Source organism: Burkholderia sp. Bp9031, from assembly GCF_003857965.1.
GTDB classification, from domain to species: domain Bacteria; phylum Pseudomonadota; class Gammaproteobacteria; order Burkholderiales; family Burkholderiaceae; genus Burkholderia; species Burkholderia ambifaria_A.
Genome location: NZ_QTPW01000006.1, coordinates 225,393 through 246,434 on the forward strand (window position 1 = coordinate 225,393; position 21,042 = coordinate 246,434).

The 21,042-nt window shown below is 66.2% G+C and carries 20 protein-coding genes; 8 read left to right on the plus strand and 12 right to left on the minus strand.

What is annotated here, in order from left to right:
• Nucleotides 1-176: 176 nt before the first annotated feature.
• The 9 genes from DIE15_RS10870 to DIE15_RS10910 all read right to left on the minus strand — a co-directional run bounded on the left by DIE15_RS10870 (nt 177) and on the right by DIE15_RS10910 (nt 8,536).
• A complete protein-coding gene (locus tag DIE15_RS10870) occupies nt 177-638 on the minus strand; it encodes a peroxiredoxin (protein ID WP_124614501.1) in 462 nt (153 codons plus the stop codon).
• A gap of 108 nt (nt 639-746) precedes the next feature.
• Entirely contained in the window at nt 747-1,643 is an 897-nt protein-coding gene (locus DIE15_RS10875; RefSeq protein ID WP_124833189.1) for a polysaccharide deacetylase family protein, read from the minus strand.
• 13 nt (nt 1,644-1,656) lie between these two features.
• A complete protein-coding gene (locus tag DIE15_RS10880; RefSeq protein WP_057925290.1) occupies nt 1,657-2,712 on the minus strand; it encodes a bifunctional UDP-4-keto-pentose/UDP-xylose synthase in 1,056 nt (351 codons plus the stop codon).
• Nucleotides 2,709-3,656 carry a formyltransferase gene (locus tag DIE15_RS10885; RefSeq protein WP_124833190.1) on the minus strand — a complete coding sequence of 316 codons (948 nt, stop codon included), beginning with the start codon at nt 3,654-3,656 and terminating at the stop codon, nt 2,709-2,711. Before DIE15_RS10885 ends, DIE15_RS10880 begins: the two co-directional genes overlap by 4 nt.
• Nucleotides 3,653-4,675, minus strand: coding sequence for a glycosyltransferase (locus DIE15_RS10890; protein ID WP_057925288.1), 1,023 nt, complete (start codon nt 4,673-4,675; stop codon nt 3,653-3,655). The genes DIE15_RS10885 and DIE15_RS10890 overlap by 4 nt, the downstream gene beginning before the upstream one ends.
• Nucleotides 4,676-4,681: 6 nt before the next feature.
• Complete coding sequence (locus tag DIE15_RS10895) at nt 4,682-5,833, minus strand: DegT/DnrJ/EryC1/StrS aminotransferase family protein (RefSeq protein ID WP_124833191.1); 1,152 nt, start codon at nt 5,831-5,833, stop codon at nt 4,682-4,684.
• 130 nt (nt 5,834-5,963) lie between these two features.
• On the minus strand, nt 5,964-6,335 hold the full coding sequence (locus DIE15_RS10900) for an EamA family transporter (RefSeq protein ID WP_057925286.1): 372 nt from the start codon (nt 6,333-6,335) through the stop codon (nt 5,964-5,966).
• A gap of 13 nt (nt 6,336-6,348) precedes the next feature.
• Nucleotides 6,349-8,025, minus strand: coding sequence for a glycosyltransferase family 39 protein (locus tag DIE15_RS10905; RefSeq protein WP_124833192.1), 1,677 nt, complete (start codon nt 8,023-8,025; stop codon nt 6,349-6,351).
• A gap of 136 nt (nt 8,026-8,161) precedes the next feature.
• Nucleotides 8,162-8,536 carry an Mth938-like domain-containing protein gene (locus DIE15_RS10910; protein ID WP_006754746.1) on the minus strand — a complete coding sequence of 125 codons (375 nt, stop codon included), beginning with the start codon at nt 8,534-8,536 and terminating at the stop codon, nt 8,162-8,164.
• A gap of 316 nt (nt 8,537-8,852) precedes the next feature.
• On the opposite strand from DIE15_RS10910, the gene DIE15_RS10915 reads away from it, so the two are divergent.
• From DIE15_RS10915 to DIE15_RS10945, 6 genes are all read left to right on the plus strand, one after another.
• Entirely contained in the window at nt 8,853-10,091 is a 1,239-nt protein-coding gene (locus tag DIE15_RS10915; RefSeq protein ID WP_124833193.1) for a pyridoxal phosphate-dependent aminotransferase, read from the plus strand.
• A 53-nt stretch (nt 10,092-10,144) separates the two neighbouring features.
• Nucleotides 10,145-11,473, plus strand: a complete 1,329-nt coding sequence (locus DIE15_RS10920; RefSeq protein ID WP_057925283.1) for a homoserine dehydrogenase — start codon at nt 10,145-10,147, stop codon at nt 11,471-11,473.
• 17 nt (nt 11,474-11,490) lie between these two features.
• Entirely contained in the window at nt 11,491-12,942 is a 1,452-nt protein-coding gene (gene thrC / locus DIE15_RS10925; protein WP_057925435.1) for a threonine synthase, read from the plus strand.
• Between the two features lie 256 nt (nt 12,943-13,198).
• Nucleotides 13,199-14,446: a gephyrin-like molybdotransferase Glp gene (gene glp / locus DIE15_RS10930; RefSeq protein ID WP_124833194.1), complete on the plus strand. Its 1,248-nt coding sequence runs from the start codon at nt 13,199-13,201 to the stop codon at nt 14,444-14,446.
• Nucleotides 14,447-14,465: 19 nt separating this feature from the next.
• Nucleotides 14,466-14,723 carry a molybdopterin converting factor subunit 1 gene (gene moaD, locus DIE15_RS10935; protein WP_011885003.1) on the plus strand — a complete coding sequence of 86 codons (258 nt, stop codon included), beginning with the start codon at nt 14,466-14,468 and terminating at the stop codon, nt 14,721-14,723.
• 157 nt (nt 14,724-14,880) lie between these two features.
• Complete coding sequence (locus tag DIE15_RS10945; protein WP_057925281.1) at nt 14,881-15,357, plus strand: molybdenum cofactor biosynthesis protein MoaE; 477 nt, start codon at nt 14,881-14,883, stop codon at nt 15,355-15,357.
• 58 nt (nt 15,358-15,415) lie between these two features.
• Here DIE15_RS10945 and DIE15_RS10950 read toward each other — a convergent pair whose 3' ends face one another.
• Complete coding sequence (locus DIE15_RS10950) at nt 15,416-15,976, minus strand: group III truncated hemoglobin (RefSeq protein ID WP_057925280.1); 561 nt, start codon at nt 15,974-15,976, stop codon at nt 15,416-15,418.
• 275 nt (nt 15,977-16,251) lie between these two features.
• On the opposite strand from DIE15_RS10950, the gene DIE15_RS10955 reads away from it, so the two are divergent.
• Together DIE15_RS10955 and clpB are read left to right on the plus strand one after the other, a co-directional pair.
• A complete protein-coding gene (locus DIE15_RS10955; RefSeq protein WP_057925279.1) occupies nt 16,252-16,770 on the plus strand; it encodes an Rrf2 family transcriptional regulator in 519 nt (172 codons plus the stop codon).
• Nucleotides 16,771-16,926: 156 nt separating this feature from the next.
• Nucleotides 16,927-19,524: an ATP-dependent chaperone ClpB gene (clpB, locus tag DIE15_RS10960; protein ID WP_057925278.1), complete on the plus strand. Its 2,598-nt coding sequence runs from the start codon at nt 16,927-16,929 to the stop codon at nt 19,522-19,524.
• A 132-nt stretch (nt 19,525-19,656) separates the two neighbouring features.
• Here clpB and DIE15_RS10965 read toward each other — a convergent pair whose 3' ends face one another.
• Nucleotides 19,657-20,088 carry a YidB family protein gene (locus DIE15_RS10965; protein ID WP_057925277.1) on the minus strand — a complete coding sequence of 144 codons (432 nt, stop codon included), beginning with the start codon at nt 20,086-20,088 and terminating at the stop codon, nt 19,657-19,659.
• An 88-nt stretch (nt 20,089-20,176) separates the two neighbouring features.
• Complete coding sequence (locus DIE15_RS10970) at nt 20,177-20,770, minus strand: helix-hairpin-helix domain-containing protein (protein WP_124833195.1); 594 nt, start codon at nt 20,768-20,770, stop codon at nt 20,177-20,179.
• Nucleotides 20,771-21,042 lie beyond the last annotated feature (272 nt).

A 21,042-nucleotide genomic window follows, 5' to 3' on the forward strand; every position in this document is an offset into this window, starting at 1 on the left:
CCGAGGGCCGGCGCGCAGTCCATAAAAAAAGCCGCTGCCCCATCGACAGGGACATGCGGCTCGGCTGATACCGTCGTGATGCGCGTCAGGTGCCGGGAAGCATCGCAACGGGCACCGGCGCAGCTACGAGAAATATGGGGCGAACTGGCATTCATTGCGGCCCAATATAACGCGCCTCAAAGCGCTTGTACAGCACTTAGCACGTCGTCCACGTGACCGGGCACCTTGATGCCGCGCCATGCCTGGCGAAGCATGCCGTCGGCGTCGATGAGGAACGTCGAACGCTCGATTCCGCGCACTTCCTTGCCATACATCTTCTTCATCTTGATGACATCGAACAGCGCGCACAGTGCTTCGTCGGCATCGGAAATCAGCGGGAACGGCAGTTCGAGCTTTGCCTTGAAATTGTCATGCGAGCGCAGGCTGTCGCGCGACACGCCGATGACTTCGGCGCCGGCCTTCTTGAACTTCGGATAGAGATCGCGGAACTGCAGGCCTTCGGTCGTGCAGCCCGGCGTGTTGTCCTTCGGATAGAAATACAGGACGAGCTTCTTGCCCTTCAGGTCGGACAGCGAAATGTCGCCGCCCGTAGCCGGTGCGGTGAAATCGGGAACTTGACGGTCAACTTCGACGGACACGTGTTTCTCCTGTTGTTATGGAAAGGCGCCGCTCGGGCGGCGCGGTTCGGCGGGGCGTCGCGGCGGCACGCCGCAAGGGCGCGGCACGCGGCGCCGGCGCGCGCGAACTCAGTCGGGCTGGACGATCAGTTCGCCGGAGCGCCCGGGGATCTCGCCCCACGTGACAGGGTACGATGGCAGCGAGTCGCGGTCCAGCGTCGCGTGGTAATCGCCCATCGTCACAAACGTATGGCCCTGCGTGCGCCAGCCGGCGAGCAGTTGCTCGAACACGGCCGCGAGCTTCTGGCCTTCCAGTTCCGCGTGCAGCGTGAACACCTGGTCGTGCGGGTTGGTTTCCGTGAACTTCAGGATATGCGCGGCGACATTGTGCGTGTCGATGCCGTCGATGCCGAGCACTTCGTCGAGCGTCGGCAGCGTGGTCGGCATCTGCACGTGCGACAGCGTGCGGCCGCCGACCACGGGCAGGTACGGCGAATGGCCGCGACCGTCGGATGCGTAGCGCATCCCCCATGCGTCGATCTGCTCGAACGCCGCGTCGTTCATCTGCCAGCCGGCCGCGCCGTGCGTGACGGGCGGCGCGCCGAAGACGTCGACGAAGCGTGCGTGGCTCTTCTGCATTTCGCGCGCGGTCCAGTCGCGATCGCGCACGCGCACGTTGTCCTGCCAGTACACGTGATCCCACGTGTGGATCCCGCATTCGAAGCCGGCCTCGTGGATCGCGCGCATGTCGGCGATCGCACGGCGGCCGATGTCGGGGCCCGGCAGCAGCACGCCGTACATCAGCTGCTTCACGCCGTAATGCTCGACCACCGACGTGCGCGACACCTTCTTCAGGAAGCCGGGGCGGAACACGCGCCGCAGCGCCCAGCCCGTGTGATCGGGCCCGAGGCTGAAGAGGAAGGTCGCGCGCGCACTGAAGCGGTCGAAGATGCGCGCGAGGTTCGGCACGCCTTCGCGCGTGCCGCGCAGCGTGTCGACGTCGATCTTGAGAACGATACGAGCCAAGCGAGCGTCCCGGTCAGCCTTGCTGTTCGACGAGCGCGCGCGCGTCGGCGACGTGGCCGCGATACGCTTCGAAGATCTTGCGCAGCGCGTCGTCGAACGTCGATTGCGGCGCCCATGCGAGCTCCTGCATCGTGTTGTCGATCTTCGGCACGCGGTTCTGCACGTCCTGGTAGCCGCTGCCGTAGTACGCGCCCGATGTCGTTTCGACGAGCTGCACCTGCTTGGCCAGATCGGCGTACTCCGGGAACTCGGCGGCCAGTTCGAGCATCTTGTGCGCGAGCTCGCGAACCGAGAAGTTATTCTTCGGATTCCCGATGTTGTAGATCTTGCCCGACGCGACACCGTTCTTGTTCTCGATGATCTTCATCAGCGCGCTGATGCCGTCGTCGATGTCCGTGAACGCGCGCTTTTGCGAGCCGCCGTCGACGAGGCTGATGTTCTCGCCGCGCACGATGTGGCCGAGGAACTGCGTGACCACGCGCGAGCTGCCTTCCTTCGGCGTGTAGATCGAGTCGAGGCCCGGGCCGATCCAGTTGAACGGACGGAACAGCGTGAAGTTCAGGCCTTCCATCCCGTAGCCCCAGATCACGCGGTCCATCAGCTGCTTCGAGCACGCGTAGATCCAGCGCGGCTTGTTGATCGGGCCGTAGGTGAGCGCCGATGCATCCGGATCGAACTGCTCGTCCGAGCACATGCCGTAGACCTCGGAGGTCGACGGGAACACGAGGTGCTTGCCGTACTTGACGGCCGAACGCACGATCGGCAGGTTCGCCTCGAAGTCGAGCTCGAACACGCGCAGCGGCTGCTGGACGTAGGTCGCGGGCGTCGCGATCGCGACGAGCGGCAGGATCACGTCGCACTTCTTCACGTGATACTCGACCCACTCCTTGTTGATCGTGATGTCGCCTTCGAAGAAATGCATCCGCTCGTGGTTGACGAGATCGCCCAGCCGATCGGTCTGCATGTCCATGCCGAACACTTCCCAATCGGTGGTTTCAAGAATGCGCTTCGACAGGTGATGGCCGATGAAGCCGTTCACACCCAGGATCAGGACTTTTTTTGCTTTCATGAATGACGGGAAGAATGAATGAACTGCGCGAATTCCGCGGGCGTCACGACGGCTTCGCTGCCGTCGCGCTGCTGCCACAGCTCGAGAATGGATAGGGCGCGGCGGTCGCCGCAGACGCCGAATAGCGCATTATCGCTTACGTGCAGGCCGGGCGGCAAATCTGCCGCGGCCGAGGCGGCGGCGCTGCCGGGCGCCGCGAGGCGTGCGCGGGCGACCACGAAACGCGTGCCGCCGACGTCGGTGAACGCGCCCGGATACGGAGGCGCGACCGCGCGCACCAGGTTGTAGACCTGCGCGGCCGGCTTCGACCAGTCGATGCGGCCGTCTTCCGGCTTGCGGCCGCCGTAGTAGCTGCCGCTCGCGAGATCGTTCGGCAGATGCGGCGCGTCGCCCGCGAGCAGCGCGGGCAGCACGCGCCAGAGCGTCTGCTCGGCGGCGACCGTCACCTTGTCGAACACCTGCGTGGCCGTGTCGTCGGGCAGGATCGGCACCGCGGTCTGGCCGATGATCGCGCCGGCGTCCGGCTTTGCGGCCATCTCGTGCAGCGTCGCGCCGGTCTCCGTTTCGCCGTTCAGCACGGCCCAGTTGGTCGGTACCCGACCCCGGTATTTCGGCAGCAGCGAACCGTGCATGTTGTACGCGCCGCGCGGCGCGATTGCGAGCAGGTCCACCGGCAGCATGTGGCGGTAGTAGAACGAGAAGATGAAGTCCGGCTGTGCGTCGGATACCGTGCGGTGCAGCGCCGGATCGGCGGGGTCGGCTGGCGTGACGACCGGAATTCCGTGCTCGGCGGCGACGGACGCAACGCTGCCGAACCAGATGTTCTCGTTCGGGTTGTCCTCGTGCGTGACGACGAGCGCGACGTCGACGCCGCGTGCCAGCAGCACCTGCAGGCAGCGCACGCCGACGTTGTGATACGCGAAGACGACGGCGCGCGGCTTCATTGCGACGCCTCCGTGCGGTTCGTGCCGGCCGGCACCGCCGGCATGCCGTCGTGCTGCTCGAGCACGGCCTGGATCAGGTAGCGCGGCCGTGCGCGCACCTGCTGGTAGATCCGGCCGACGTATTCGCCGAGCAGGCCGAGCGCGAAGATGATCACGCCGAGCAGGAAGAACGTGATCGCGAACAGCGTGAACACGCCTTGCACTTCCGCGCCGACGATGAAGCGGCGTACGAGTAGCAGCACGAACAGCGCGGCGGAGCCGAGCGACAGGATCACGCCGATGAACGACAGCCACTGCAGCGGCACGACCGAGAAGCCCGTCACGAGGTCGAAGTTCAGCCGGATCAGGCTGTACAGCGAGTACTTCGATTCGCCCGCGAAACGTTCCTCGTGCGCGACCTCGATTTCAGTCGGCTTCTGCGCGAACGTGTACGCGAGCGCGGGGATGAACGTGTTGACTTCGCCGCACACGTTGATCGTGTCGATGATGCGGCGGCTGTACGCGCGCAGCATGCAACCCTGGTCGGTCATCTTGATCCGCGTGATGCGCTCGCGCAGCCGGTTCATCATCTGCGACGCCTTGCGCCGCCACAGGCTGTCCTGGCGCTGCTTGCGGATCGAGCCGACGTAGTCGTAGCCCTCGCGCATCTTCGCGATCAGCTTGCCGATTTCCTCGGGCGGATTCTGCAGGTCGGCGTCGAGCGTGATGACGATGTCGCCGCGCGACTGCGCGAAGCCGGCGAGGATCGCCATGTGCTGGCCGTAGTTGCCGTTGAGCAGCACGACGCGCGTCGTGTCGGGCCGCACGTGGAACTGGTCCGCCAGCATCGCGGCCGAGCGGTCGCGGCTGCCATCGTTGATCAGGATCACTTCGTACGACGTGCCGAGTGCGTCGAGTGCCGGGTACAGGCGCGCGAACAGCGCAGCCAGGCCGTCTTCCTCGTTGTACACGGGGATGATGACCGATACTTCCGGGTTCGCGGCGCCCGGATGCCCGGCGCGTGCTTCAAGGTGATTCATGTACGCTTATTTTCCGTATTGTTCGCAAATCTGGTTGATGGCGTCGGCCACGCGACGCACGTCGTCTTCCGTCATCTGCGTGAAGAGCGGCAGCGTGACGGTCGACGCGCCGTACCGCTCGGCGTGGGGGAACATGCCCTCCTTGAAGCCGCGTGCGCGGTACAGCGTGAAAAGATGGATGGCCGGGTAGTGGACGCCCGTGCCGATCCCGCGTTCCTTCATCTGCGCCATGAAATCGGCGCGCGAGATCGACAACCGGTCGAGCGGCAGCGTGACCTGGAACATGTGCCAGTTGCTGTTCTCGAAATCGGCGACGGGCAGGCCGAGCCCGAGCTTCACGGCCGGGCCGTCGTCGAGCGCGGCGAAATACGCGCGCGCCAGTGCGCGGCGCTGCGCGGTGAAGCGCTCGAGGTGCGGCAGTTGGCCGAGGCCGACGCGAGCGGCGACGTCGGTCAGGTTGTACTTGCCGCCGAGCACGTCGCAGTCCATCCCGTCGAAGCCCGTGCGCGTGATGCCCTGCAGCCGGTACTTCTGCGCGAGCGTCGCCTCGGCCTCGTTGTTCAGCACGAGCGCGCCGCCTTCGATCGTCGTCAGGTTCTTGTTCGCGTGGAAGCTGAACGACACGATGTCGCCGAGCGCGCCGATGCGCTTGCCTTGCCACGTCGAGCCGAGTGCCTGCGCGGCGTCCTCGATCACGCGCAGGTTGTGCGCGCGTGCGATCGCGTACAGGCGGTCCATGTCGACCGGCAGGCCGGCCAGGTAGACCGGGATGATCGCCTTCGTGCGCGGCGTGATCGCCTGCTCGAGCTTGTCGAGGTCGATGTTGCGCGTGACGGGGTCGATGTCGGCGAACACGGGCGTCGCGCCGGTCTCGAGGACCACGTTGCTGGTCGACACCCACGTCGCCGGCGTCGTGATCACCTCGTCGCCCGGGCCGACGCCTGCGATGCGCAGGCCGATCTCGAGCGTGCAGGTGCCGGAATTGAACGCACGGACCGGACGGCCGCCGCAATACTCGGACAGCGCGGCTTCGAATTTCTGGCTCTGCGGGCCGGTGGTGATCCAGCCCGAGCGCAGCACGTCGACGACGCCCTGGATGGTTTCCTCATCGATCTCGGGGCGAGTGAACGGCAGAAACGGAGCGGTAGTCTGGCTCATGAACGCGTTGGCCTGTAATGGCGTGTAATAAAGGGGTCGGGCGATCCGGCCCGAAACCGGCATTAAACACCGGTTGGCGGATTCGTACCGTGATTTTTTGTAGGCGGACGCTTAACGCGGCGGGGCGTGCTCAGCTTCGCGCGAGCACGAGCACGCCGATCAGGATGATGCCGATGCCGACGAGCCGTTGCACCGACAGCACTTCGCCGAACAGGTACCAGGCGGCGAACGCATTGACCACGTAGCCGAGCGACAGCATCGGATACGCGATCGACACGTCGACCCGCGAGAGCCCGAGGATCCAGACGACGACGCTCAGCACGTAGCAGCCGAGGCCGCCGATGATCGGCAGCTGGGTCGCGATCTTCAGGCCGACCGGGATGAGGTTCGCACGGCTGAATTCGAAGTGTCCAACGGCGTTGACGCCGGCTTTCAGCAGAAGTTGCGCACAGGCGTTGAGCATCACGCCGGTGATGATGCAGACGAACGAAACGGGATTCATGCGGTGGGCGTCCTTACGATTGCGGTTTCTCGACGATCACGCGGCGGTTGTCGCGCGCGATCACGCGCATCGGCACGCCTTGCTTGACCAGCGTGTCGTACTGGCCGGGCGGCATGATCGCGAGCGCATGGGTTTCCTGCTTCCAGCGTTCGATCCATTGGCCGACGGTCGGGATCCATTTGTTCGGCTCGACCGAGATCCCGAATGAGAGCTCGTCCTGGCGCTGGACCATGATCGTCGTGTGGCCCATATAGAACGGGAACGTGTGATCGAGCATCTGGATCGAGTAGAACGGCGTGTCGGGCGGCAGCTTCGCCAGTTCGGCGCGCACGGCGGGTGCGAGCAGCGCGCCCGAGCTGTAGCGGCCGAATTCGTCGTGGCCGGTGCCGCCGATCGTGCCGAACGCGAGCCATGCGGCGCCGAACGCGGCGATCGCGGCCGCGACGCCCGCGCGGCGGTTGAGCCACGCGGCCGCGAGCGTCAGCGCGGCCGCGACTGCGAGGCCTGCGTACAGCCACATCTGGAACGCGCGGTACAGCGCGTTCGGCGTGCGTGCGTCGCCCTGGTAGGCGAGGAAGATGATTCCGAACGCCGCGACGACGAGAAACACGAGGTAGCCGAGCAGGTGGCGGCGGAACCGCTCGGCGGTCATCAGCGGCAGGTATGCGCCGATCATCAGCGCAAGTGCCGGCGCGACCGGCAGCACGTACGAGATCAGCTTCGAATGCGACGCGCTGAAGAACAGGAAGATGAACGCGCTCCAGATCAGCAGCACGAGCATCGGGGAGAAGCCGTTCGGCTGGCGCGGCATGCGCAGCGCATGGCGGATGCTCTGCCACGCGACGGAGAGCCACGGCAGGAAGCCGACCAGCAGCACCGGCACGAAATAATAGAGCGGGCCCGGGCGGTTCTGTTCGGGGGTCAGGTACCGGCGGAACTGCTGGACGATGAAGAAGAAGTTGAAGAACTCGGGGTTGCGCTGCTGGACGAGCACGAACCATGGCGTGACGATCGCGAAGAAGATCACGAGGCCGCTCACCAGGTACAGCCGTTTCCACAGCGCCCAGTCGCGGGCGATCAGCGTATAGAGCACCAGGACGGCGCCCGGGAGGATCAGGCCGACGAGGCCCTTGGACAGCACAGCGAACGCCATCGCGGCCCAGCATATCCACATCCAGCCGCGCACCGCGCTCGCGCGCAGCCCGGGGCGCTGCGCGAGCAGCAGCGCGCAGAGCGACAGCGCCATCCAGAACGCGAGCCCCATGTCGAGCGCGTTGAAGTGGCCCATCAGGTTCCAGTACGGCGAGCACGCGAGCACGACGGCCGCGAGGAAGCCCGACAGCGGATTGAACAGGCGCGCGCCCGTGAAGCCGACCAGCAGCACGCCGGCGAAGCTGGCGAGGCCCGTGTAGAGGCGCGCCTGCCATTCGCCGATGCCGAACCACGCGAACGTGAGCGCGTTCAGCCAGGTCTGCAGCGGCGGCTTTTCGAAGTACTTGTAGCCGTTGTAGCGCGGCGTGATCCAGTCGCCGGTGACGAACATTTCGCGAGCCATCTCCGCGTAGCGGCCTTCGTCGCTCGGGATCAGGTGGCGCAGCCCGAGCGGCGCGAACCAGACGATCGCGAGCGCGACGAGCAGGAGGGCGAGCGTGATGCGATTGAGCGGTAGCCTCGACGGCGTATCGTTCATGGATTTTCAGCCTGTTGGTTGTTGTGATGGGCCGCCGGCGGGTTGCGCCGGAGGCGGGCGGGCTGCCGGTGATCGATCCGGATGATGATCCGGGGATCGACCCGGTGCGCCGGCCCGAGTTTTACCGCATCGGGGATTAACGTTCAATTAAGAGCGCGGCGGCGACTTTGCGGCCCTCGGCCATCAGGATGTTGTAGGTACGGCAGGCGGCCTGGAAATCCATCGTCTCGACGCCGATCCGCTTGGCCGTGAGCGCGGCCACGAGCCGCGGGTGCGGGAAGCGCAGCCGCGCGCCGCTGCCGAAGATCACGAGTTCGGGTGCCGGGTCGAGCAGCATCGCGAAATGCTCGGGCGCGAGCGCGTCGAACGACGACACGGGCCAGTCCCGCACCGGCGCGCCGGGCAGCACGATGACGCTGCCTTCGTGGCGTTGGAGATTGACGTCGACATAATCGGGGCCGTAGCCGGTGACGGTGTTGAGCGCGCCGCTCGTGTCCTGGTGCAGTTTCAAATCGGTATTCCGCGGTTCCGTGGAGGGAATGTCTGGCAAGGGCCGCACGGGCCCGGGCGGCCGGTTTCGCGACCCGGCGCGCGCGGGACGCCTGACGGCGCGGGCCCGCAGCGGCCATGGTGCATTGCGAAAGTCGGCCAAAATCCGCTAAATTATAACTTTTTGGTCGCCCCCGGGCGCCACTTGCATCGTGCGTCGCCACAAGCTGCGTCCGACCGCCCGCTTTTTCCCAGTCTAGACAGCGCGCACAGACCGGCCGCTCTCCAGTTTTGATCCCGTCCCCCGGCCGCAAGGCCAACCCAGGAAACGTGTCGTCGTGAAACCGATTCAGAAGTCGAACAAGCTGCTCAACGTCTGCTACGACATCCGTGGCCCGGTGCTCGAGCACGCGAAGCGCCTCGAGGAAGAAGGCCACCGCATCATCAAGCTGAACATCGGCAACCTCGCGCCGTTCGGGTTCGACGCGCCGGACGAGATCATCCAGGACATGATCCGCAATTTGCCGGCGTCGTCCGGCTATTCGGATTCGAAGGGCGTGTTCTCGGCCCGCAAGGCCGTGATGCACTACACGCAGCAAAAGGGCGTCCTGGGCGTCGGCCTCGACGACATCTACATCGGCAACGGCGCGTCCGAGCTGATCGTGATGGCGACCCAGGCGCTCCTGAACGACGGCGACGAGGTGCTGCTGCCGGCGCCCGACTACCCGCTGTGGACGGCCGCCGTGAGCCTGTCGGGCGGCACGCCCGTGCACTACGTGTGCGACGAGCAGAGCGCGTGGATGCCCGACCTCGACGACATCCGCCGCAAGATCACGCCGAACACCAAGGCGATCGTCGTGATCAACCCGAATAACCCGACCGGCGCGCTTTATTCCGACGAATTGCTGCTCGAATTGCTCGAGATCGCGCGCCAGCACGGGCTGATCGTGTTCGCCGACGAGGTCTACGACAAGATCGTCTACGACGAGCTCGAGCACACCGCGCTGGGTTCGCTGTCGGAAGACGTGATCACCGTCACGTTCAACAGCCTGTCGAAGAGCTATCGCTCGTGCGGCTACCGCGCGGGCTGGATGGCCGTGTCGGGCCTCGGCGGCGACAACCGCCGGCGCGCGAAGGATTACCTGGAAGGCCTGGGGATCCTTTCGTCGATGCGCCTGTGTGCGAACGTGCCCGGGCAGTTCGCGATCCAGACCGCGCTCGGCGGCTACCAGAGCATCAACGAGCTGATCGTGCCGAGCGGGCGCCTGTACAAGCAGCGCGAGCTCGCGTACGACATGCTCACGTCGATTCCCGGCGTGACCTGCGTGAAGCCGCAGGCCGCGCTGTACATGTTCCCGCGCCTCGATCCGAAGCTTTATCCGATCCAGAACGACCAGCAGTTCATCCTCGACCTGTTGCTCGAGGAACGCGTGCTGCTCGTGCAGGGGACGGGCTTCAACTGGGCGGCCCCGGATCACTTCCGCGTGGTGTTCCTGCCGAATCTCGACGACCTGACCGATTCGATCAACCGGATCGCGCGCTTCCTCGACGGCTACCGCAAGCGCCATTCGGTCTGAGCGGACAGGATCACCCGGCATTCATTCACTCTTACTCATCGATCACACGCAGCATGGAACCGATCAAAGTTGGCCTGTTGGGCTTCGGCACCGTCGGTAGCGGCACCTTCACGGTGCTGCACCGCAACCAGGAAGAAATCAAGCGACGCGCGGGGCGCGGCATCGAGATTGCGCGCATTGCGGTGCGCAACCCGGCCAAGGCGCAGGCTGCGCTCGGCGGCAACGCCGGCGCCGCGCAGATCACCGACGACTTCAACGCGGTCGTCGACGATCCGTCGATCGCGATCATCGCCGAGATGATCGGCGGCACGGGCATCGCGCGCGAGCTCGTGCTGCGCGCGATCGCGAACGGCAAGCACGTCGTGACGGCGAACAAGGCGCTGCTCGCGGTGCACGGCACCGAGATCTTCGAGGCCGCGCGCGAAAAGGGCGTGATGGTCGCGTTCGAGGCGGCCGTCGCCGGCGGCATCCCGATCATCAAGGCGCTGCGCGAAGGCCTGACCGCCAACCGCATCCAGTACATCGCGGGCATCATCAACGGCACGACGAACTACATCCTGTCGGAAATGCGCGACCGCGGGCTCGACTTCGCGACCGCGCTGAAGGCCGCGCAGGAGCTCGGCTACGCGGAAGCCGATCCGACCTTCGACATCGAAGGCGTCGACGCCGCGCACAAGGCGACCATCATGAGCGCGATCGCGTTCGGCGTGCCGGTCCAGTTCGATCGCGCGTACGTCGAAGGCATCAGCAAGCTCGATGCGACCGATATCCGCTACGCGGAAGAGCTCGGCTACCGGATCAAGCTGCTCGGCATCACGCGCCGCGCCGAAAAAGGCATCGAACTGCGCGTGCACCCGACGCTGATTCCCGAGAAGCGCCTGCTCGCGAACGTCGAGGGCGCGATGAACGCGGTCGTCGTGCACGGCGACGCGGTCGGCACGACGCTGTACTACGGCAAGGGTGCCGGCGCGGAGCCGACCGCATCGGCGGTCGTCGCGGATCTCGTCGATGTCACGCGCCTGCATACGGCCGACCCGGAGCATCGCGTGCCGCACCTCGCGTTCCAGCCGGACAGCCTGTCGAACACGCCGATCCTGCCGATCGACGAAGTGACGAGCGGCTACTACCTGCGCCTGCGCGTGGCCGACCAGACGGGCGTGCTCGCCGACATCACGCGCATCCTCGCCGCATCGGGCATCTCGATCGACGCGCTGCTGCAGAAGGAGTCGGAGCAGGTCGACGACGCGAACGGCGAAACCGACATCATCCTGATCACGCACGTCACGCTCGAGAAGAACGTCAATGCGGCGATCGTGCAGATCGAGAACCTCTCGACGGTGGTCTCGAAGGTGACGAAGCTGCGCATGGAAGCGCTGAACTGAGGGCCAGGAACGACATGATGAACTACATCTCCACGCGCGGCGCCGGCATCGGCGAGCGCCACACGTTCTCCGACATCCTGCTCGGCGGTCTTGCGAAGGACGGCGGGCTGTACCTGCCGGCCGAGTACCCGAAGGTGTCCGCCGACGAACTCGCGCGCTGGCGCACGCTGCCGTACGCGGATCTCGCGTTCGAGATCCTGTCGAAGTTCTGCGACGACGTGCCGGCCGACGACCTGCGCGCGATCACGCGCCGCACGTACACGGCGGCCGTGTACAGCAACACGCGCCACGGCGAGAACGCGTCCGACATCACGCCGCTGAAGACGCTCGGCACCGAGAACGGCGCGGCACTGTCGCTGCTCGAGTTGTCGAACGGCCCGACGCTCGCGTTCAAGGACATGGCGATGCAGCTGCTCGGCAACCTGTTCGAGTACACGCTCGCGAAGCACGGCGAAGCGCTGAACATTCTCGGCGCGACGTCGGGCGACACGGGCAGCGCGGCCGAATACGCGATGCGCGGCAAGGCCGGCGTGCGCGTGTTCATGCTGTCGCCGCACAAGAAGATGAGCGCGTTCCAGACGGCCCAGATGTTCAGCCTGCAGGATCCGAACATCTTCAACCTCGCGGTCGAAGGCGTGTTCGACGACTGCCAGGACATCGTGAAGGCCGTATCGAACGATCACGCGTTCAAGGCGCAGCAGAAGATCGGCACCGTCAACTCGATCAACTGGGCGCGCGTCGTCGCGCAGGTCGTGTACTACTTCAAGGGCTATTTCGCGGCGACGCAGTCCAATGACGAGCGCGTGTCGTTCACGGTGCCGTCGGGCAACTTCGGCAACGTCTGCGCGGGCCACATCGCACGGATGATGGGCCTGCCGATCGCGAAGCTCGTGGTCGCGACCAACGAGAACGACGTGCTCGACGAGTTCTTCCGCACCGGCGCATATCGCGTGCGCAGCGCGGAGAACACGTATCACACGAGCAGCCCGAGCATGGATATCTCGAAGGCGTCGAACTTCGAGCGCTTCGTGTTCGACCTGCTCGGCCGCGATCCGGCACGTGTGATGCAGCTGTTCCGCGACGTCGAGGAGAAGGGCGGGTTCGATCTCGCGGCGAGCGGCGATTTCGCGCGCGTGGCCGAGTTCGGCTTCGTGTCGGGCCGCAGCAGCCACCCGGACCGCATCGCGACGATCCGCGACGTGTTCTCGCGCTACGACACGATGATCGATACGCACACGGCCGACGGCGTGAAGGTCGCGCGCGAGCATCTCGATGCGGGCGTGCCGATGGTCGTGCTCGAAACGGCCCAGCCGATCAAGTTCGGCGAGACGATCCGCGAAGCGCTCGATCGCGAAGCCGAGCGGCCGGCCGCATTCGACGGGCTCGAGGCGCTGCCGCAGCGTTTCGAGGTCGTGAAGGCCGACGCGCAGCAGGTGAAGGACTTCATCGCCGCGCATACGGGCGCGTAACGTAGCGTCGGGCCACCGGGTCGCAAGGCCGGCGGTGCTGGACGGCCGGAATGCCGATTCGTCTCACGGATCGGGGTTCCGGCCGTTTCGTTTGGCGCCGGCCGTGCGCGCGCATGCCGTCCGGTGCCGCGCGAAACAAGTGCCAGTGCCGCGCTTTCGCGCCGATCACAGTTTTCGCATGTCCGCCATATCGCACGTCCGCGCGACGGCGTCGCTACAATGACGTATTGACTCCAACGATCCCCCGATTCCATCGATGTCGAATCCGAATTCCGTGGCGCCGCGCGCGCCGATGCTGTCGACCGCGGAAGCGCTCGCCGCGCTGCTCGAAGCTGCGAAGCCGCTGCCCGGCGCCGAAACCGTCGCGACGCTCGATGCGCTCGGCCGCGTGCTGGCGGCCGACGTGAGCTCGCCGCTCGACGTGCCGCCGATGCATACGAGCGCGATGGACGGCTATGCGGTGCGCGTCGCGGACCTGCTGCACGGCGAACGGCGCCTGCCGGTGTCGCAGCGGATCCCGGCCGGCCATCCGGCCGTGCCACTCGCGGCGGGTACGGCCGCGCGGATCTTCACCGGCGCGACGGTGCCGCCCGGCGCCGACGCCGTCGTGATGCAGGAACAGGCGTCGGCTGACGGCGATGCGGTCGAGATCCTGCACACGCCGAAGGCCGGTGAATGGATCACCGCGCAGGGCGCGGACATCCGCCAGGGGGCGGTGATCCTTCCGGCCGGCACGCGGCTCACGCCGCAGGCGCTCGGCCTCGCCGCATCGGTCGGCTGTGCGCAGTTGTCGGTCGCGCGGCGGACTCGCGTCGCGGTGTTCTTCACCGGCGACGAACTGACGATGCCCGGCGAGCCGCTGAAACCCGGTGCGATCTACAACTCGAACCGTTTCACGTTGCGCGGGCTGCTCGAGCGGCTCGGCTGCCATGTGACCGACTACGGGATCGTGTCCGATTCGCTCGCCGCGACGCGCGACGCGCTGCGCGAGGCCACGCGCGATCACGACGTGATCCTGACGAGCGGTGGCGTATCGGTCGGCGACGAGGATCACGTGAAACCGGCAGTCGAGGCCGAAGGGCGGCTCGCGCTGTGGCAGATCGCGATGAAGCCCGGCAAGCCGCTCGCGTTCGGCGCGGTGCGCCGCGGCGACGCACGCCCCGATGCGCACTTCATCGGGCTGCCGGGCAACCCCGTGTCAAGCTTCGTCACGTTCCTGCTGTTCGTGCGGCCGTTCCTGCTGCGCCTGTCCGGCGTGCGCGACGTCGCGCCGCGCGCGCTGTCGCTGCGCGCGGACTTCTCGCAAAGCAAGGGCGACCGGCGCAACGAATTCCTGCGCGCGCGCGTCAATGCCGCCGGCGGTCTCGACCTGTTCCCGAACCAGAGTTCGGCGGTGCTGACGTCGACGGTCTGGGGCGACGGCCTGATCGACAATCCGCCGCAGCACGCGATCAGCGCGGGCGAGACCGTGCGTTTCATTCCGTTTTCCGAACTGCTGTCGTAATGCGATGGCTTCCCGACCTATGAAGATTCAGCTGAAATTCTTTGCAAGCGTGCGCGAGGCGCTAGGCGTATCCGACGAGCAGGCCGACGTGCCGGACGGCGTGACGACCGTCGGCGACGTACGCGCATGGCTGCGCCTGCGCGGCGGCGCGTGGGCCGAGACGCTCGCCGAAGGGCGCGCGTTGCGCATGGCGTGCAATCACGAGATGACCGACCCGGAGACGCGGCTTACCGACGGCTGCGAGGTCGCGTTTTTTCCGCCGGTGACCGGCGGCTGAGCTTTGCATGGGGCTAGAGGAAGGGCTCAAGCGCTGACTCTGGTCGACCGCGAAGCATGGGAGCGGAGGAAGTGCTCAAGCGCCAACTCTGGTCGACCGCGAAGCATGGGACCAGAGTAAGCGCTAAAGCGCTAACTCTGGTCGACAGGACCGAACGATGGCTACCGTACGAATCCAGACCGATGATTTCAACCTGAACGCCGAAGTCGCGGCATTGCGCGCGCGCAACCCGAAGATCGGCGCGGTCGCGTGCTTCGTCGGCACGGTGCGCGACCTGAACGAAGGCGATTCGGTTGCCGCGATGGAACTCGAGCACTATCCGGGGATGACCGAAAAGGCGCTCGAGAAGATTGCCGCCGAAGCCGGCAGGCGCTGGCCCGGGATCGACGTCGCGATCGTGCATCGCGTCGGCCGGCTGTTGCCGCTCGACCAGATCGTGATGGTCGCGACGGTCGCGTCGCACCGCGGCGACGCGTTCGCGTCGTGCGAGTTCGTGATGGACTACCTGAAGACCGAGGCGCCGTTCTGGAAGAAGGAAACGACGCCGGACGGCGAACGCTGGGTCGACGCCCGCAGCACCGACGATGCGGCGCTCGCGCGCTGGGGCGTCGAATCGGGCAACACGCCGCGCTGAGCGCAGCGTTTGGGGCGTGCGGCGTTGTGCCGCAGGCCGTTCGATTGTCGCAAGCCGCTCAGGCGTCCGGATCGACGCCGCGCCCGATGATCTTCGTCGGAAACGGCTCGCCGCGGGCGCGTGACGGCAGCGCATGCGGATCGTCGCCCGCGTCGCGGCGACGCGGTGCGATCGCATCGAGCAGCGCCTGCTGCTCGGGCGGAATCTGATAATCCCAGCCGAAGCGGCTCAGCTGCAGGCTCTGCGCGATCCGCAGCGCCGGTTCCATGAAGCGGATCGCCGCGGGCGGCGTGTAGCGCCCCTCGACGGTCTTCAGGAACAGCGACAGCCAGCGGCTGAAATGCGCGGGCTCGATCCCGTCGAGCGGTTGATGCGCCTGCTGCACGTTGCCGCGATAGCCTTTGGTGCCGAGCACGAGGCTCGACCAGAAGTTGACCATCTTCGGCAGATGGTCGTCCCAGCGACCGTTCAGCTTCGCGTCGAACACGGGGCCGAGCAGCGGATCGGCGCGCACGCGGTCGTAGAACGCGTACACGAGATCGCGGATGTTGTCTTCGGTCGGTTCGGCGTCGCGGGGGCGGGCCGGCACGGTATCGGGCGAGGCGGGCAGGGCAGTCATGGCAAAAAGGGCCGGAAAATCGGGGCGTTGGCGGGGCGTCGGCACCGTGCCGGCGGAACGGCAGCGCGGGCAATGCGCAGGACGCCGACAGGATTTTGACGCAAAATAGCGTCCACTGATGCCTGAAAAATGTGTAGATGCCACGCATCTTATTGCGCGCAGGCCGTCCCGGCAACCCGGCGCCGTCAAGCGGCCCGGACAGTCGATCCGGCGCGCGCTTCGATTGACCCGGCTCGCATCATCGGGGCACGATCGATAATTTTCCGTATTCGCTCATGAGACTCACCGACTACACCGACTACTCGTTGCGCGTCATGTTGTACCTCGCCGTGCGCGGCGAGGGGCTCGCGACGATCCAGGAGATCTCGGACGCCTACGGCATCTCGAAGAACCATCTGATGAAGGTCGTCCAGCAGCTCGGCGAGCTCGGCTGGGTCGATACCGTTCGCGGCCGCAACGGCGGGCTGCGGCTGTTCCCCGACTCGCTGAAGCTGACGGTCGGGCAGGTGGTGCGCGCGACCGAGAGCGATTTCGCGCTGGTCGGCTGCTTTTCGGCCGACGGCGGCGAGTCGCGCGGCTGCGTGATCGAGCCCCAGTGCCGCCTGAAGGGCGTGCTGGCGGCCGCGCGCGACGCGTTCTTCACCGAACTCGACCGCCACACGCTCGGCGAGCTCGCCGTACCCGCGTCGCCGCTCGTCGCGCTGCTGGGCATTCGTCCGATCGCGCTGGTGCGTGCCGAGCCGTCGGTGGATGACGCGCCTGCGTCCGCCGAATCATCCTCGAAAGCCGGCTGACACGCCGGCGCAGCCCCTCCTCGGCCGGCCGCGGCGCGCCCGCAGGCCGCCACATCGCCATCCGGCAATTTTTGCGCTGAATCAACCCGAATTTCGCTTGAAACCCGTATAACGATCCTCATCTTGGTGTTAATCGAAAATTGGAGGTCTCACTAAATGAGAATCGACAAGCTCACCACCAAGTTCCAGGAAGCGCTCTCGGACGCGCAAAGTCTCGCGGCAGGTCGCGACAATCAATACATCGAACCCGTTCACGTGCTGGCGGCGCTGGTCGCGCAGCAGGACGGCTCTGCCCGCTCGCTGATGTCGCGCGCAGGCGTTCACGTGCAGGCGCTGCAAGGCGCGCTGAACGAGGCCATTTCGCGCCTGCCGCAAGTGACGGGCACGGGCGGCGACATCCAGATCGGCCGCGAGCTGGCCGGGCTGCTGAACCAGGCCGACAAGGAAGCGCAGAAGCTCAACGACACGTTCATCGCGAGCGAGATGTTCCTGCTCGCCGTGTCCGACGACAAGGGCGAAGCCGGCAAGCTCGCCCGTCAGCACGGCCTCACGCGCAAGGCGCTCGAAGCCGCGATCGCCGCGGTGCGCGGCGGTTCGCAGGTGCACAGCCAGGACGCGGAGAGCCAGCGCGAGGCGCTGAAGAAATACACGGTCGACCTGACCGAGCGCGCCCGCGCGGGCAAGCTCGACCCGGTGATCGGCCGCGACGACGAAATCCGCCGCTCGATCCAGATCCTGCAGCGCCGCACCAAGAACAACCCGGTGCTGATCGGCGAGCCGGGCGTCGGCAAGACCGCGATCGTCGAAGGGCTCGCGCAGCGGATCGTCAACGGCGAAGTGCCCGAAACGCTGAAGGGCAAGCGCGTGCTGTCGCTCGACATGGCCGCCTTGCTCGCCGGCGCGAAGTACCGCGGCGAGTTCGAGGAGCGCCTGAAGGCCGTGCTCAACGACATCGCGAAGGACGAAGGCCAGACGATCGTGTTCATCGACGAGATCCACACGATGGTCGGCGCCGGCAAGGCCGAAGGCGCGATGGACGCAGGCAACATGCTGAAGCCGGCGCTGTCGCGCGGCGAGCTGCATTGCATCGGCGCGACCACGCTCGACGAATACCGCAAGTACATCGAGAAGGATGCCGCGCTCGAGCGCCGCTTCCAGAAGGTGCTTGTCGACGAGCCGAGCGTCGAGGCGACGATCGCGATCCTGCGCGGGTTGCAGGAGAAGTACGAACTGCACCACGGCGTCGACATTACCGACCCGGCGATCGTCGCCGCGGCCGAGCTGTCGCACCGCTACATCACCGACCGTTTCCTGCCGGACAAGGCCATCGACCTGATCGACGAGGCTGCATCGAAGATCAAGATGGAAATCGATTCGAAGCCCGAAGAGATGGACAAGCTCGACCGTCGTCTGATCCAGCTGAAGATCGAACGCGAGGCCGTGAAGAAGGAGCAGGACGAGGCATCGCAGAAGCGCCTGCAGCTGATCGAGGAAGAGATCGAGCGTCTGGGCCGCGAATATGCGGACCTCGATGAGATCTGGACCGCCGAGAAGGCCGCGGTGCAGGGCAGCGCGCAGCTCAAGGAAGAGATCGAGAAGGTGCGGGCCGACATCGCGCGTCTGCAGCGCGAAGGCAAGCTGGAGAAGGTCGCCGAACTGCAGTACGGCAAGCTGCCGCAACTCGAGTCGCAACTGAAGCAGGTTACGCAGGCCGAAGAGCAGGAGCAGCACAACCCGACGCGTCCGCGCCTGCTGCGCACGCAGGTCGGTGCGGAAGAAATCGCGGAAGTCGTGTCGCGCGCAACCGGGATTCCGGTGTCGCGAATGATGCAGGGCGAACGCGAGAAGCTGCTGCACATCGAGGAAAAGCTGCACGAGCGCGTGGTTGGCCAGCACGAGGCGATCAGCGCGGTCGCGGATGCGATCCGTCGTTCGCGCGCGGGTCTCGCCGATCCGAACCGTCCGTACGGCTCGTTCCTGTTCCTCGGCCCGACGGGTGTCGGCAAGACCGAGCTGTGCAAGGCGCTGGCGGCGTTCCTGTTCGATTCGGAAGAGCATCTGATCCGCATCGACATGAGCGAGTTCATGGAGAAGCACAGCGTCGCGCGACTGATCGGCGCGCCGCCGGGCTATGTCGGCTACGAGGAAGGCGGCTACCTGACGGAGGCCGTGCGCCGCAAGCCGTACAGCGTGATCCTGCTCGACGAGATCGAGAAGGCGCATCCGGACGTGTTCAACGTACTGCTGCAGGTGCTCGACGACGGTCGCATGACCGACGGGCAGGGCCGTACGGTCGACTTCAAGAACACGGTGATCGTGATGACGTCGAACCTCGGCTCGCAGGTGATCCAGGCCATGACGGGGTCTCCGCAGGAAGAGATCAAGGACGCCGTGTGGCTCGAGGTGAAGCAGCACTTCCGTCCGGAGTTCCTGAACCGGATCGACGACGTCGTCGTGTTCCACGCGCTCGATCGCAGCAATATCGAGTCGATCGCGAAGATCCAGCTCGCCCGCCTGCACGACCGGCTTGCGAAGCTCGACATGGCGCTCGACGTGTCGCCGGCGGCGCTCGAACAGATCGGCAAGGTCGGCTACGATCCGCTGTTCGGCGCGCGACCGCTGAAGCGCGCGATTCAGCAGGAGATCGAGAACCCGGTCGCGAAGCTGATCCTCGCGGGCCGCTTCGGTCCGAAGGACGTGATCCCGGTCGACGTCAACGACGGCAAGTTCGTGTTCGACCGCGTCGTGCACTGATCGCCGGTCATCGGCCGCACGCCCGGTTCGCGCCGGGCGCGCAAAAACAAACACCCCGCTCAGGCGGGGTGTTTGCATATGGAGCGGCCGAAATAGCTGCCGCGGCCGTCAGCCGGTGCGGTGCGTGCGGGCTCAGGCCTGCTTGTTGCCGCCGAACATGCCGGCGAGCTGCGTGAGAGCGCCGAGCACGTTCGACGTGTCGACCTGGCCGCCGGCCGGCACTTCGCCGTTCGGCGTCGCGCCGTTGACGACGTGCGGCAGCACCTGCGCGAGGATCGACGATGCCTGGGACGGATCGATGCCGACCTTGCTCGCGAGCGCGCCGACGGCGTCGGAGCCGAGCACGTTCTGCAGCGTGTCCGCCGAGATCGGCTGGTTTTCGCCCGTGCCGACCCACGAGCCGATGATGTCGCCGGCGCCGCCGGCCTTGAACTTCTCGATCAGCCCGTTCAGGCCGCCCGGCTGGTTGTTGATGAATTCGAGCGCGGTCGTGATGAGTGCGCTTTGCGAGTTGCCGCCGGCCTGGCCGCCGATCAGACCACCGACGATGTCGAGGAGACCCATGGTTCTTCACCTTCACTGAAAAGGGCGCCGCAACGACGGCGCCCGTTGATCGAATGCCGCGCGCACGCCGTCGCGCGCGCGGCGCACATCAGGCGCCCGACGCCGCGGCGGCGGAGGCTGCCTTGTCCTTCTTGCTCTTCTTCTTCGAACCCTTCGCCGCCTTCGTGGACGACGCTGCGGCCGGCGCGCTCGCGCCCGCGTCGGCGGATGCCGCCGCGGCTGCGGCCGCCTTGTCCTTCTTCGATGCGCGCTTGCTCTTCGCCGGCTTGGTTGCCGCTTCGGGTGCGCTCGCGGCCGGTGCCGTCGCCGTCGTGCCGGCGGTCGCGGTCGTCGATGTCGACGCGGTGCCCGCCGACGTCGTGGCCGACGTGGTCGCGGCCGGCTTCGACAGCTTCACGCCCTTCGGCGGCGTCGACGAGCCGCCGACCGTCAGGCCGTTTTCCTCGAGATGCCCGACCGATTTCGTGCCGAGACCCTTCACGCGGTTCGCGAGATCGTCCGCATCCTTGAACGGGCCGTTCTTGGTGCGTTCGTCGATGATTGCCTTCGACTTCACGGGCCCGAGCCCCTTCACCGATTCGAGCGCGGCCTGGTCGGCCGTGTTGACTTCGACGGCCGCGGCGAGACCGGCGGCGAGCGACAGCGACAGCGCGACGAACAGCATCAGCAGCTTTTTCAGCATGGCAAAGGCTCCCTGGTTCTGACGGATGAATGGCTGTTGCAACGGACGACGGCGCGAGGCCTGGCCGGGCGTCGCCGTTAAGCATAGGACAAATGCGTGCCCTTTTTGAGACAAGCTGACCGAATCTTGCTGAAGGCTTGCGTCGCTGTAAAGACCGAAACCCGCGCCGGGCGGCGATTTTGACCATTCTTTACGGTGTTGCCGGGGCGTCGCCGATATTCGTCGTGCTGGCTGTTCGACAGGGCTTGACTTAGAGTGAACTCTAACTCCTA